The sequence below is a fragment of the Patulibacter medicamentivorans genome (assembly GCF_000240225.1).
Lineage (GTDB): Bacteria > Actinomycetota > Thermoleophilia > Solirubrobacterales > Solirubrobacteraceae > Patulibacter > Patulibacter medicamentivorans.
The window spans coordinates 1-13,156 of the sequence record NZ_AGUD01000067.1 but is presented as its reverse complement, the minus strand read 5'-3'; the positions used below and the strand labels follow the sequence as shown (position 1 = coordinate 13,156).

The window sequence follows — 13,156 nt, the reverse complement described above, 5'->3', positions numbered from 1 at the left end:
CGCCGCGGGCACGCCGCCGCGCGCCGGGTCGACGGCGACCGCCGCGCCGCCTGAGCGCGGCGCTCACGATGAGCCGCCGCGCCGCACCGCGGGCGCTCACGCGGGAGCGGCCGCACCGTCCCCGCCGGCCGACGAGGCCCCGGGACCGCGACGACGGCGCAACGCGGCCACCGTCAGCTGGCTGAGCCGGTACAGCAGCAGGTCCCCGAACGGCGTGTGCGGCGGATAGATCCGGTTGGTGACGAACGCCACCGAGAGCCCCGACGCCGGGTCCGCCCAGGCGCCCGAGCCGGCGTAGCCGAAGTGCCCGAACGCCCGCGGCAGCCAGGCCCCGGGGACGAACGCCTGGTGGTACCCCAGCCGCCAGATCATCGGGATCACGACGTTGAGGTCCGGCGCCCGCGACTCGACCCGCTCGATCCGGCGGACCGTCTCCGGCGAGAGCAGCTGGCGGCCGTCGACGCTGCCGCCGTTGGCGAGCGCCCCGTAGAGCGTCGCCAGCGACTCGGCGCTGAACATCCCGTTGACGGCCGGCATCACGGTGTCGAGCCCGGGCGCGTCGCGACCGGTGAACGCCGCCGCGAGCCCGGGGGCGTAGACCGACTCCAGGCCGCGGCGGGGCGACGCGAACCCCGGCAGCAGCGCCGCGGCCGGCACCAGCCCGAGCAGCGGCCCGAGCCCGCCGACCAGCGTCGGGACCCGCTCGCCGCCGGCGCGCGGGCGACCGAAGTGCAGTCCGTCGACGCCGAGCGGCTCGCTGACCTCGGACGCCAGCAGCTCGTCGATCCCGCGACCGGTGATCGCGCGGGCCAGGCCGCCGAGCAGCCAGCCGTAGGTGACGGCGTGGTACGCGGGCCGGCCCGGCCGGTGGTCGGGCGTCCGCGCCGCCAGCCGCTGCTCGGCCCCGACGTGGTCGAGCAGCGCCGGCAGGTCGGGGGCGATCGGCCGCAGCCGATCGAGGCCCGCCTGGTGGGTCAGCAGCTGGCGAACCGTGATCGCGCCCTTGCCGCCGGCCCGGAACTCCGGCCAGTAGGTCGCGACCGGCTCGTCGTAGTCCAGCAGCCCCTGGTCGGCGAGCCGGTGGATGACCGTCGACGCCACGCCCTTGCTGGTCGAGAACGAGAGCCCCAGGCTGTCCCGCCGCCACGGCTGCCCCGAGGCCGGATCGGCGACCCCGGCCCAGATGTCGACCAGGACCCGGTCGCGGTGGCGGACGACGAACGAGCCGCCGCCCCGGCCGGCTGCCCGGAAGGTCCTCGAGAACAGCTTCCCGATCGCCTCGAACCCCGGCTCGACGTACCCGCCGACGCCCGCGAACGGCCCGGCGCCGGTCGCGCCGGACGCCGGGGATCGACCGGCGCCGCGGTCGGAGAGGGGCTTGGTGGTCATCGCGTCGCTGTCCTCGCTCGTGGGGTCGTCGGGCCGCGGCCGCGTGCCGTCGACGACGTCGGCAGGACGCTATCCGCTGACCCGGCCGCGTCCCCCGGGTGGCGCCGAGCGCCCCGGCCTGCGACCGTTCCGCCACCACCCGACCGGGAGCCCGTGCGATGCCCAGCGCCACCACGCCGCCTGCGATCAGCCGGATCGCGGCCCTGCTGCGCCCCGACGGCGGCGATTCGCCGCGGACCGTCGACGGCTACCTCGACCTGCTCGAGGTCGACACCGTCCGGCCGACCATCGGCCAGCGGGCGATGCGCTCGACGCTGCTGCCCCACATCTACGAGGCGCTCTGGCGGCCGATCGGCTTCCAGGCGTTCACCGGGCGGTCGACCGCGGCCGAGCACGCGCAGCTGCTCGAGCTGCTCGACGTCCAGCCCGGCGACACCGTCCTCGACGTCGCCTGCGGCCCGGGCAACACGACCCGCCGCCTGCAGGACGCGGTCGGCGACGGGCTCGTGATCGGCTTCGACGCGGCGGCCTCGATGCTCGAGCGCGCGGTCCGGGACACCGACAGCCCGGCGGTCGGCTACGTCCGCGGGGACGCCCACCGGCTGCCGTTCGCGGACGCCAGCATCGACGCGGTCTCCTGCTACGGCGCGCTCTACCTGATCGAGCGCCCCGAGCAGGTGATCGACGAGATGGCGCGCGTGCTGCGGCCGGGCGGCCGGATCGCCGTGCTCACCAGCTGCGCCCGCGGCCCGTGGCCGGCCCGCCGCCTGCAGGCCGCCAGCCGGCTGCTGACCAGCGTCCGGGTCTTCGAGCGCGACGACGTGCCGCGGGCGTTCGCGCGCGCCGGGCTGGTCGATATCGAGCAGCACGTCAGCGCCTTCTCCCAGGTCGTCGGCGCCCGGCGTCCGGCCGAGGGCCGGCCGATCACGCCGCGCGCCCGGCGCCCAGCACCAGCGCGGTGATCCAGTCGACGATCTCGGGGGCGAGCGCGGTCAGCCGCGGCTCGCGCTCCTGCTCCAGCGCCTCGACGACCAGGCCGCGGACCGCCACGGCGATCGCCAGGTAGGCGCGATCGGAGAGCGGGCCAAGGGACGGATCGCGCCGCCGGATCGCCGCGTGGCGGTCGCCGATCAGGGCCGCGAACCCGCCGACCGCCGACCGCCGCCGCTCGCGCGCCGCCGGGCCCGCGCCCTCCATCTCGATCAGGAAGGCCCGCGCGACCACCGGGTTGCGCTCGAGCGTCGCGAGGTAGCCGAGCAGGGCGCTGTCGATGAACGCGCTCCAGGGCGTGTCCGGCTCGAGCTCGGCGGTCATCGCGGTCACGAGCGCGGCCGCGAAGTGGTCGTAGGCGGCCAGCAGGCACTCCTGCTTGTCGGCGAACTGCTCGTAGAACGCCGCCCGCGAGACCGACGCGCGGCGGGCCAGCGCGCCGATCGTGACCGCCGCGTAGCCGCCCTCGCCCAGCAGCTGCGCCATCGCGCCCATCAGCCGCATCCGCTGCGACGCGGCGACCTGCTCGCGGGGGAGCCCGTGGGGGCCCTTGGGCAGCGGGACGGCGGCGGTGAAGATCTCGACGTGCATAGTGAGGAAACGCGTGGTACTTTACTCGCCGGGAACGACGGAGGAGGCTGGAGGAGCCATGCGCACGACGAGGATCAGGGCCGCGCTCATCGCGGCGATCATGACGGCGGTATCGGCGTTCGCCGTCTCCGCCCCGGCCGGCGCCGCGGTGCCGGGGACCAACGACTTCGGCTGCAAGCCGAGCGCCGCCCACCCGCGGCCGCTGCTGATGCTGGAGGGCTTCGGCGGCAACAGCGACGCCTGGCGCTTCTTCGCCCCGAAGCTGAAGGCCGACGGCTACTGCCTGTTCACCACCAACTACGGCGAGCACCCGCTGCTGAAGGCGCTGATCCCCAACCCGATCGAGGGCATCGTCCCGATGCAGCAGAGCGCGAAGGAGATCGCGCCCTTCGTCGACCGGATCCTGGCGGCGACCGGGGCCGCGAAGATCGACATCCTCGGCCACTCCGAGGGCACGATGATGCCCCGCTGGTACCTCGAGAAGCTCGGCGGCGCGGCCAAGGTCCAGAAGTTCGTCGCGATGACGCCGCTCTGGCGCGGGACCGCGTTCTTCGGCGCCGCCCAGCTGCGCGACCTGCTGACGCCGCTCGGCCTGGCGGGGCCGGTGATCGGGCTCGTCCACGGCCTCTGCGGGACCTGCACCCAGGCGCTCACCGGCTCCGACTACCTGAACGAGCTGAACGCCGACGGCGAGGCGATCCCCGGCATCGAGCACACCAACATCGTCACCAGGTACGACGAGCTCGTGCAGCCCTACACCAGCGGGATCATGCGCGACGGCGGAACCAACGTCGTGCTCCAGGACGTCTGCCCGAACGACGTCTCCGAGCACATCGCGGTCGCGTTCGACCCGAACGTCCTGCAGCTGGTCGAGCGCGCGCTCGATCCGGAGCACGCCAAGCCGGTGCGCTGCGCGTACTGACGCTCAGGCCGGCGCCGGCTGGTCCGTGCCCGCGCCGGCGCGGGCCAGCATCGGCGCCAGCAGCCCCGACGGCTCGCCCGCCGGCACCAGCGCCGTCAGCGGCGCGCCCGGGCGCTCGCGGAGCGACACGACCCGGACCCGGTCGCCGGTGGTCGCGCCGGCGGGCGCGGTCACGAACGCGAACTCCCCCGGGCCCTGGACGTGCGTGACCGGCGGCGCGCCGTGCATCGCGCTGATCCGGGTCCGCGGCTCGAACCCGGCCGACCGGCAGAGGTCGATCAGGCTGCGGGCGTAGCCCGAGCGCTCCGGGTCGGCCCAGATGATCAGCACGTGCCCGGCGAGCGCCGCGAGCGCCAGCTGGTCGCGGTCCGCGAGCGGGTCGTCGCCGGCGAGCGCGACCCGCAGCTCGTGGTCGCCGCCCGACAGCGCGTGCGACGCGACGCCGTCGGCCGCCGCGAGCCGTCGGCCGAGGCCGAGGTCCAGCTCGCCGCGCCGCAGCAGCCCCGGCAGATCCGCGGGCCAGCGCTGCGTGACCGTCACCGCCAGGTCGGGGTGGACGCGCCGGACCGGCTCCAGCAGCGCCATCACCTCCTCGCCGCTGAGGGCCGGGGTGTGCCCGACGCGCAGCACCGGGTGCTCGGTCGAGCGACCGGCGATCCGCGTCCGCGTCCACGCGCCCTCGGCGGCCGCCAGCAGCCCCGGCGCCTCGCTCAGCAGGACCCTCCCGGCCGCGGTCAGCGAGACGTGGCGGGTGCTGCGCTCGAACAGCGCGACCCCCAGCTCCCGCTCGAGCCGCTGGATCGCGGTGCTCAGCGCCTGCTGGGCCAGCTGCAGCCGCTCGGCCGCGCGGGTGAAGTTCAGCTCCTCCGCCACGGCGACGAAGTAGGCGAGCTTGCGCAGGTCGGCGGTCGGGGGCAGCGGGGGCATGCGAGCGATCCGGCGCCGCGGGCCGGGCCGCCGGCACCGACACCGTAGCGGCCGCCGATCGGCGAGCCGCCGCGACGGCGGTAACAGCGTCGCGCTGTCACGTCACCGACAGTCGCTGTTTCCCCTCGCCGCCCGCCGTTCGTAGCGTGGTCGACGGCTGCCGGCCGATGCGCCGCCCAGCCCCCGTCCCCCCCCCCGAAGAACCGGAGTCCCCCATGCCCCATGCCTCGCTCGACGGCAAGGTCGTCCTGATCGCCGGCGGCGCCAAGAACCTCGGCGGCCTGCTCAGCCGCGAGGTCGCCGCCCGCGGCGCCAGGGTCGTCGTCCACTACAACAGCGACGCCACCGCGGCCGCCGCCCACGAGACGGTCGCCGCCGTCCAGGCCGCCGGCAGCGAGGCGCTGGCCGTGCAGGGCGACCTGACCCAGGTCGCCCGGGTGGAGGCCCTCTTCGACGCGGCGATCGATCGCTTCGGCGGTGTCGACGTCGCGATCAACACGGCCGGCAAGGTGCTGAAGAAGCCGATCGTCGAGACGACCGAGGCCGAGTACGACCAGATGTTCGCCATCAACAGCAAGGCGGCGTACTTCTTCCTCCGCGAGGCCGGCAAGCGGCTCAACGAGGACGGCAAGATCCTGACGGTCGTGACCTCGCTGCTGGCCGCGTTCACCGGGCTCTACTCGACCTACGCCGGGGCCAAGGCCCCCGTCGAGCACTTCACCCGCGCGGCCGCCAAGGAGTTCGCCCCGCGCGGGATCTCCGTCGTCGCGCTCGGACCGGGCCCGATGGACACGCCGTTCTTCTACCCGGCCGAGGACGACCAGTCGGTCGCCTACCACAAGTCCCAGAGCCTCAACGGGCAGCTGACGAAGATCGAGGACATCACCCCGATCATCGAGTTCCTCGTCACCGACGGCTGGTGGATCACCGGCCAGACGATCTTCGCCAACGGCGGCTACACGACCCGCTGACGGGCCAGCGCGGCCGGCCGTCCCCACCCGATCGGCCGGCCGCCCGCGTACGCTGTCGTCGTCTCCGCTCCCGTCCCCGGTTCCCCATGACCACCACCCTTCGCCGCGCCGAGGGCGCCCAGCGCGCCACCACGCTCGAGCTGTTCTACGACCTGGTCTTCGTCTTCGCGATCACCCAGGTCTCGCACCTGCTGCTCGCGCACCTGACGTGGGAGGGCGCCGGCCAGGCGCTGATGGTGCTGCTCGTCGTCTGGTGGTCGTGGAACTTCACGACCTGGGCGACCAACGAGCTGGATCCCGAGTCGACCCCGGTGCGGCTGCTGCTGCTCGGGCTGATGCTGGCCTGCCTGTTGATGGCGATCGCGATCCCCGAGGCGTTCGGCGACCGCGCGCTGCTGTTCGTCGGCGCCTACGTGGTGATCCAGGTCGGCCGCCACGCGTTCCTGGCGTTCGCGGCCGCCGGCCGGGGCACGATCGAGCGCGAGCGGGCGTCGCGGATCCTCGTCTGGTTCGCGACCGCGGGCGTGCTCTGGATCGCCGGCGCGCTGGCCGACGGCAGCGCCCGGACCGTGCTCTGGATCGCCGCGCTGGCCGTCGACTACGGCGGTCCGCTGGTCATGTACTGGGTCCCGGGGCGGACCGGGATGCCCGAGGGCACCTGGCGGATCGAGACCAGCCACTTCGCCGAGCGCTTCCAGCTGTTCGTGATCATCGCCCTCGGCGAGTCGATCGTGATCACCGGCGCCACCAGCTCCGAGCTCGAGCTGGACGCCGCGCGCGCGGTCGCGATCGCGCTGGCGTTCGTCGGCACCGCGGCGCTCTGGTGGCTGTACTTCAGCTCGGTCGCGCAGGTCGCCGAGTCGACGCTCGAGCGGGCCCGCGACCGGACGAACGTCGCGCGCGACGTCTACACCTACCTGCACGTCGTGCTGGTGGCCGGGATCGTCGTCACCGCCGTCGGCGACGAGCTGGTGATCGCGCACCCCGGCGACGACCTGCCGACCGCCCAGCTGCTGGCGCTGGTCGCCGGCCCGGTCCTCTACCTGCTCGCCCAGGACCTGATGCGGTGGCGGATCGAGGGCGGCCCGAGCCCGTCGCGGACGATCGGCATCGTGGCCTGCCTGCTCGCCGGGCTGATCGGCATCGTCGCCCCGGCGCTGCTGGTGGCGGCGCTGCTGGCGCTGGTGCTCGCCGCGGTGGTGCTCAGCGACGAGCGGGCCCGGCGGCGGCGCGGCGGGCCCGCGCCCGCCGGCCAGGAGCTGGACCTGGCCGGCTGACGCCGCCGGCGCGCGCCTACGCGACGCTGCGGGTCCGGCCCTCCCAGAACGGCTCACGCAGCGTCGTCTTGAGGATCTTGCCGGCGCCCGACCGCGGCAGCTCGCCGGTCCGGATCTCGACGCTGCGGGGGCACTTGTAGTTGGCGATCAGCTGCTTGCAGTGGGCGATCAGGGCCTCGCCGTCGAGCGCCGATCCCTCGCGGACCGCGACCACCGCGTGGACCTGCTCGCCCCACTTCTCGCTCGGGATCCCGATCACCGCGCACTCGACGACCTCGGGGTGGGCGGCGATCGCGTTCTCGACCTCGGCGGTGTAGACGTTCTCGCCGCCGGTCACGATCATGTCCTTGAGCCGGTCGACCACGAACACGAACCCGTCGTCGTCCATGTAGCCGGCGTCGCCGGTGTAGAGCCAGCCGTGGCGCAGTGCCTTGGCGGTCTGATCGGGCAGGTTCCAGTAGCCGGCCATGACGTTGTCGCCGCGACCGCAGATCTCGCCGACGTCGCCGCGCGGCAGCTCGTTGCCGTCGTCGTCGAGGATCGCCACGTCGACGCCGATCACCGGCTCGCCGCCCGAGCGCGTCTTGCCCGCCAGCGGCCCCTCGAAGACGTGCCGCTCGGCCGAGAGCATGGTCAGGATCGGCCCCGCCTCGCTCTGGCCGTATGCCTGGACCAGCCCGGTGCCGGGCAGCAGCTCCTGGGCCGCCGCGATCACCGACTCGGTCATCGGCGAGCCGCCGTAGAGCAGCCCCTGGAGCGAGCTCAGGTCGTGCTCGCGCGCCGCCGGATCGACGACGAAGAGCCCGATCATCGTCGGCACCAGCAGCGCGTGGGTGACCCCGTGGCGCTCGATCGCGACCGCCGTCCCCTCGGGCGTGAAGCGGTCCACGATCACGTGGCCGGCTCCGGCGACGAGGGCGCCGAACATGCCGGCGCCGTTGGCCAGGTGGAACATCGGCCCGACGTGCAGGTAGCGGCTGCTACGGGTGATCCCGAGGGTCGGCAGCCCGTGCAGCGCGTCGACCAGCAGGTTGGTGTGCGACAGCATCACCCCCTTCGAGCGCCCGGTCGTGCCGCCGGTGTAGAAGAGCCCGGCCAGCTCGTCCCCGCCGCGGTCCCGGGGCTCGATCGGCGCCGCCCCGGCGACCAGGTCCTCGTAGGAGAGCAGGCCCTCGGGCGTCTCCCCCTCGCCGGCGAAGATCACGTGGCGCAGGCTCGGCACGTGCTCCAGCAGCGTCGGCACGACGGGCGCGAAGGCGTCGTCGACCAGCAAGACCTCCGCGCCGGAATCGGTCAGCCAGTAGACGATCTCCGGCGGCGCCAGCCGCACGTTGACGGGCACGAAGACGCCGCCGGCCCACGGCACGCCGAGGAAGAACTCCAGGTAGCGGTCGCTGTTCAGGCCCAGGAACGCGACCCGGGTGCCGTAGCGCGCGTCGCCGTCGCCCGCCGGATCGCCCGACCGCACCCCCAGCTCGACCAGCGCGCCGGCGAGGCGGGCGCTGCGGTCGGCCAGCTCGCGGTGCGTCCGCTCGCGGTCGAGGTACCGGATCGCGATCCCGTCCGGGTCGAGGCGGGCGGAACGGGTGATCGTCTGCGTGATCTTCATGCGGGCTCCGGGGTCACGGGGTCGTCCGACGCTATCCGCGATGAGCGGGGATGCGCCAGTGGTTCCCCGACGGACGGGTGGGGCGCGGCCACAGGCCGCGGGCGACGTCGGACGTGCGCGACCGCCGGCCGCGAGGGTCGCGGTCAGCCGGCGACGGGCTCCCGCGCCGCCGCGACGGCCGGGCGCTGGTGGTAGTCCTCGGCCCGGAACCGCGCCGTGGCGCGGGCGTAGGCGACGTGCGACCCGGGCCAGACCTGCGTGACCTTGCCGCTCTCGGTCGCGTACCACCCGGGGCAGCCGGTGGTGAAGACGGTCTTGCGCAACCGCGCCTGGACCCGCTCGTTGAAGCGGCGGTGGACGTCCTCGCGGACCTCGACCGACGCGACGTCGGCGGCCCGCAGGTGCTCGACCGCCTGGCGGATGTAGGCCGCCTGCCGCTCGAGCAGGAAGATGATCGTGTTGGTGAGGCTGCCGGTGTTGGGCCCGTAGACCATGAACAGGTTCGGGAACCCCGGCGTGGCCAGGCCGAGGTAGGCCTCCGGCCCGTCGCGCCACTGCCGGTGCAGGTCGCGGCCGTCGCGGCCGCTGATCCGCATCGGCGCCAGGTACTCGGTCGGGGTGAAGCCGGTCGACCAGACGAGCACGTCGGCGTCGACGACCGTGCCGTCGCCGGCGATCAGCCCCGACTCCGTCACCCGCTCGACCCCGGACGCGACCACGGACACGTCGTCGCGGGCGATCGTCGGGTACCACTGGCTGGAGAGCAGCACGCGGTTGCAGCCCAGGGCGTAGTCCGGGGTCACGGCCGCGGCCTTCGCCGGGTCCCCGACCTTCCGCCGGATGCCGCGCCGCAGGTGCGCCTCCCACAGCCGCCGGAGCGGGTCGATCCAGCGGTAGATCAGCGGCACCCGGGCCTCGAACCACCACCACATCGCCAGGTGGTAGAGCTGCATCAGCGGCGGGATCCGGGTCAGCAGCACCTGCTCCAGGCGCGACGGGGCCCAGTCGTACTTGTTGACGATCCAGTTGGCCGAGCGCTGGATCACCGTCACGTGGGCGGCCGCGTCGACGATCGCCGGGACGATCTGGACGGCGCTGGCGCCGCTGCCGACGACCGCCACCCGCTTGCCGGCCAGGTCGACGTCGTGGTCCCACCGAGCCGAGTGGAACTGCGCGCCCGCGAACGTCTCGCGACCCGGGACGTCGGGGACCTTGGGGCGGCTGAGCTGCCCGTTGGCGCAGGCCACGACGTCGAAGCGCTCGCTGCTGCCGTCCGCCAGCGTCACCGTCCAGCGGCCGCTGTCGTCGTCGTAGGCGACGCCCTCGACCGCGGTCCCGAAGCGGACGTGGTCGAGGATCCCGAAGCGGCGAGCGACGTCGTCCAGGTACGCGCGGATCTCGGCCTGGGAGCCGAAGCGGCGCTTCCAGTCCTCGTTCATCGCGTAGGAGAACTGGTAGATGATCGACGGCACGTCGCAGGCGGCGCCGGGATAGGAGTTGGCCTGCCAGACCCCGCCGACGTGCTCGTGGCGCTCGAAGACGGTGAAGTCGGCGACCCCGTGACGCTTGAGCTCGATCGCGGTCGCCAGTCCGCCGAAGCCGGCGCCGACGATCGCCACGCGCAGCGGGCGGGCCGGGCCGTCGGGATTCGTGCGCGTCGTGGTCATCGGTCGTGCGCGTCGCGGCGGCGAGGATCGCCGTCGTCGGGGTGCGCCCTCTCGCCCACCACCGTAGGCGCCTCGGCGCCGGGCGACCATGCGCGGGCGTGACGTAGTCTTGTGAATCGGGGACAGCGCGTGCCAGACGAGACGAGACGACCCTCGTGGGACCATCGCCGCGGCACCGCCGGGGTGCGGCTGATCCTCGCCGTCGGCGCCGACCACGGCGTCCCGCCGGCGACCTGCCTGGCGGCGAGCGGCGTCTCGTCCGCCGACCTCGACGATCCCGACCGGCTGATCGAGGCCGGCCAGGAGCTGGCGGTCGCCCGCAACCTGCTGCGGGTGCTCGGCGACCGTCCCGGGCTCGGCGTCGAGGCGGGCCGGCGCTACACGATCGGCGCGCTCGGGCTCTGGGGCTTCGCGCTGATGGCCAGCCCGACCGGACGCGACGCGATGCGGCTGGGCGTCCGCTACGCCGAGCTGTCGTTCGCCTTCATCCGCGCCGGCTTCGAGGAGGATCGCGCGGGCGGACGGGTGCTGCTCGGCGACGAGGAGATCCCGCCCGACGCCCGCGGCTTCTTCGTCGAGCGCGAGCTGACGAAGATCGTGTCGCTGGCGCCGGTGGCGTTCGGGCGCGGGGTGCGGCTGCGCGTCGAGACGGCGTTCACCGGGGCCCGCGAGCGGGCGTTGCGCCGGGCCCTGCCGGAGATCGACCTGGAGGGCGGTGCCTCCGCCCACGTCCTGCACCTGCCGCGAGCGATCCTCGACGCGCCGCTGCCGCAGGCCGACGCGGCCACCGTCCGGGCGCTGGAGCGCGAGCTGGCCAGCCTCCTCGGTCGCCGCCACGGGCACGGCCCGACGACCGCCCGCGTCCACGCGATGCTGCTGACGTCGCGCGAGTCGACCGGCCTGCCGGCGATCGCCGGGCGGCTGCACGTCCACCCGCGGACGCTGCGACGGCGGCTGGCCGACGAGGGAACGACGTTCCGCGCGCTGCGGGACGACGTCCACGAGACGCTCGCCCGCAACCTGCTGGCCGAGGGCGGCCTCTCCGTCCAGGAGGTCGCCGCCCACCTCGGCTACAACGACGCGGCCGCCTTCTCCCACGCCTTCAAGCGCTGGACGGGTCGGACGCCGGGGTCGTTGCGCAACGCCGCGGCGGCGGGCGACTAGCACCTAGCCCGCCCGCGCTCGGCGGCGACGCCACACCCACGCAAGCGCGAGGATCGCCAGCAGCGCCGAGACCGCGATCGCGGCGGTCGGCGCTCGCGCGCGCGGCGCGGCCGCGATCCGCAGCGCCGCGGCGCCCTCCCGGCCGCGAACCGCGACGCGCACCGCGTAGCGCGCCGGATCGGTCGCGTCCGGGACCGCCACGACGGCCTCGTAGCCGTTGCCGATCCGCTCGCCGCCGTGGCGCCGGGCCGCGCCGTCGACCTCGACGACGACCGACACCCGCGCGTCCTCGATCGGCCGGCCGCTGACGCGATCCTGGACGTAGGTCGTGACGTCGAGCGCGGCCGGGCGGCCCGGCTCCCGGACCGCGGCCGCCATCACCCGCAGGCGGTAGGGCCCCGCCTCGGCGGCGCCGAGCAGCGCGCCGCCGTGGGCCGCGGCGGCCGCGGGCAGCGCCAGGGTCGCGGCCGCGACCAGCGACAGGATCGTCCTCACGCGCGCCACCCCGGCAGGCCCGGGCAGACCCGCTGCTCGCGCGCGGGCACCAGCAGGTTCGCGCGGCGCTCGACGGTCATCCACTCGTTGATGCCGTTGTTGACTTGAACGCCGACCGCCGGGTGGGCCCCGACCGCGGCCCGCGCGTCGACCGCCGCGCGGGTCAGGACGAAGTCCTCGATCGACGCGGCGAGCGCGACGAAGTGGAGCCGCGCGGCGCCGCCGTCGGCACTGTCGAAGTCGCGCCGGATGATCAGCGGTCGTCCGTCGCGACGCGCGACGGCTGCCGCCTCGGCGTGCCCGACGACGGCGTGCTCGCGCGCGACGCGGGCCACGTCGACGTCCGAGCGCAACGGCAGGCCGGCCGGCCTGCGGCGGACGTCGGCCGGCGTCGTCGTGGCCGTGAACATCCGCTTGGCGCGGCCCGCCTCGTCGACGCTGCGGTACCAGCTGTCGAGCGCGAGGGCGATCGAGCTGACGTGCATCGTCGTGCCCCCGGCCCAGCGGCCGGCGGCGATCGTCACGTCGTCCTCGCGCGCCTGGTTGCGCCGCAGCCCGGACTGGAAGCCCATGTAGAGCGGGGCGCCAGCCGGCAGCGGGAGGTCCTGCGGCAGGCCGACGATCCCCCGGCGGCGCTGGCGATCGGGCAGGCCCGCGCCGACGAAGCCGCTGCGCCGGTCGCTGATCCGCAGCAGGTCCCGGATATCCGTCGGGCCGCTCGCGCCGGGCAGCGTGCCACCGCCGAACAGCGCCCGCTCGACGCGCCGCAGCGTGCGTTCGCCGTCGCTGGCCAGGTGCAGGACGCAGACTGGATCGTCGAGCCGGGGAAGCTCGGCGTCGTTGAGCGCGGCCGCGCGCGGGATCGGCGGGTCGAGGCCGATCCGCCGGAACCACGCGTGGCCCCAGCCGACCGTCAGCAGCAGGCCCCGCGGCTCGCCCGGGAGCACCTGCTCGACGCGCCGCAGCGCGGCCTCCGCCGCCCACGCCCGCTCGACGGTCGGCTCGGCGGCCAGCCGACAGAGCAGCAGCAGCTGATGGCGCGGCGGCAGCGCGTTGCCAGCGGCGTCGCGCCGCAGGACGGCGTCCCAGGCGTGCTGGCGCCGGGGTCGCCCGACGACCAGCGGCAGCGGGCCCCGGGGCGGCCGGCGGTCGCG

12 protein-coding genes are annotated in these 13,156 nt (G+C 74.9%); 5 read left to right on the top strand and 7 right to left on the bottom strand.

The genetic code is table 11. The features are described from left to right. Positions 1 to 96: 96 nt before the first annotated feature. Positions 97 to 1,389 (bottom strand): serine hydrolase domain-containing protein, encoded by a 1,293-nt coding sequence (locus tag PAI11_RS06870; RefSeq protein ID WP_007572273.1) that lies wholly within the window; start codon positions 1,387 to 1,389, stop codon positions 97 to 99. A 158-nt stretch (positions 1,390 to 1,547) separates the two neighbouring features. Here PAI11_RS06870 and PAI11_RS06865 point away from each other — a divergent pair, with 158 nt between their 5' ends. Continuing rightward, on the top strand, positions 1,548 to 2,351 hold the full coding sequence (locus PAI11_RS06865) for a class I SAM-dependent methyltransferase (protein WP_007572271.1): 804 nt from the start codon (positions 1,548 to 1,550) through the stop codon (positions 2,349 to 2,351). On the opposite strand, the gene PAI11_RS06860 is transcribed toward PAI11_RS06865, so the two are convergent. Further along, positions 2,314 to 2,970 carry a TetR/AcrR family transcriptional regulator gene (locus PAI11_RS06860; protein ID WP_007572269.1) on the bottom strand — a complete coding sequence of 219 codons (657 nt, stop codon included), beginning with the start codon at positions 2,968 to 2,970 and terminating at the stop codon, positions 2,314 to 2,316. The two genes, PAI11_RS06865 and PAI11_RS06860, sit on opposite strands and share 38 nt — an antisense overlap. A gap of 58 nt (positions 2,971 to 3,028) precedes the next feature. Here PAI11_RS06860 and PAI11_RS06855 point away from each other — a divergent pair, with 58 nt between their 5' ends. After that, positions 3,029 to 3,892 carry a lipase family alpha/beta hydrolase gene (locus tag PAI11_RS06855; protein WP_007572267.1) on the top strand — a complete coding sequence of 288 codons (864 nt, stop codon included), beginning with the start codon at positions 3,029 to 3,031 and terminating at the stop codon, positions 3,890 to 3,892. Positions 3,893 to 3,895: 3 nt separating this feature from the next. On the opposite strand, the gene PAI11_RS28275 is transcribed toward PAI11_RS06855, so the two are convergent. Beyond that, complete coding sequence (locus tag PAI11_RS28275) at positions 3,896 to 4,819, bottom strand: LysR family transcriptional regulator (RefSeq protein WP_007572265.1); 924 nt, start codon at positions 4,817 to 4,819, stop codon at positions 3,896 to 3,898. A 215-nt stretch (positions 4,820 to 5,034) separates the two neighbouring features. On the opposite strand from PAI11_RS28275, the gene PAI11_RS06845 reads away from it, so the two are divergent. Together PAI11_RS06845 and PAI11_RS06840 are read left to right on the top strand one after the other, a co-directional pair. Next, a complete protein-coding gene (locus tag PAI11_RS06845) occupies positions 5,035 to 5,790 on the top strand; it encodes an SDR family oxidoreductase (RefSeq protein ID WP_007572263.1) in 756 nt (251 codons plus the stop codon). 86 nt (positions 5,791 to 5,876) lie between these two features. Then, a complete protein-coding gene (locus tag PAI11_RS06840) occupies positions 5,877 to 7,067 on the top strand; it encodes a low temperature requirement protein A (RefSeq protein ID WP_007572262.1) in 1,191 nt (396 codons plus the stop codon). 16 nt (positions 7,068 to 7,083) lie between these two features. Here the strand turns inward: PAI11_RS06840 and PAI11_RS06835 are convergent, their stop codons facing one another. Continuing rightward, positions 7,084 to 8,676, bottom strand: coding sequence for a long-chain-fatty-acid--CoA ligase (locus PAI11_RS06835; RefSeq protein ID WP_007572259.1), 1,593 nt, complete (start codon positions 8,674 to 8,676; stop codon positions 7,084 to 7,086). 143 nt (positions 8,677 to 8,819) lie between these two features. Next, positions 8,820 to 10,343: a flavin-containing monooxygenase gene (locus PAI11_RS06830; RefSeq protein ID WP_081488306.1), complete on the bottom strand. Its 1,524-nt coding sequence runs from the start codon at positions 10,341 to 10,343 to the stop codon at positions 8,820 to 8,822. 129 nt (positions 10,344 to 10,472) lie between these two features. On the opposite strand from PAI11_RS06830, the gene PAI11_RS06825 reads away from it, so the two are divergent. Beyond that, positions 10,473 to 11,507: an AraC family transcriptional regulator gene (locus tag PAI11_RS06825; RefSeq protein WP_007572254.1), complete on the top strand. Its 1,035-nt coding sequence runs from the start codon at positions 10,473 to 10,475 to the stop codon at positions 11,505 to 11,507. Between the two features lie 3 nt (positions 11,508 to 11,510). On the opposite strand, the gene PAI11_RS06820 is transcribed toward PAI11_RS06825, so the two are convergent. Both PAI11_RS06820 and PAI11_RS26910 read right to left on the bottom strand, forming a co-directional pair. Next, positions 11,511 to 12,002, bottom strand: coding sequence for a hypothetical protein (locus PAI11_RS06820; RefSeq protein WP_007572252.1), 492 nt, complete (start codon positions 12,000 to 12,002; stop codon positions 11,511 to 11,513). Then, positions 11,999 to 13,156 (bottom strand): DUF7405 family protein (locus tag PAI11_RS26910; protein ID WP_050897151.1); only part of this gene is annotated, 1,158 nt, incomplete at its 5' end. The genes PAI11_RS26910 and PAI11_RS06820, both read right to left, overlap by 4 nt.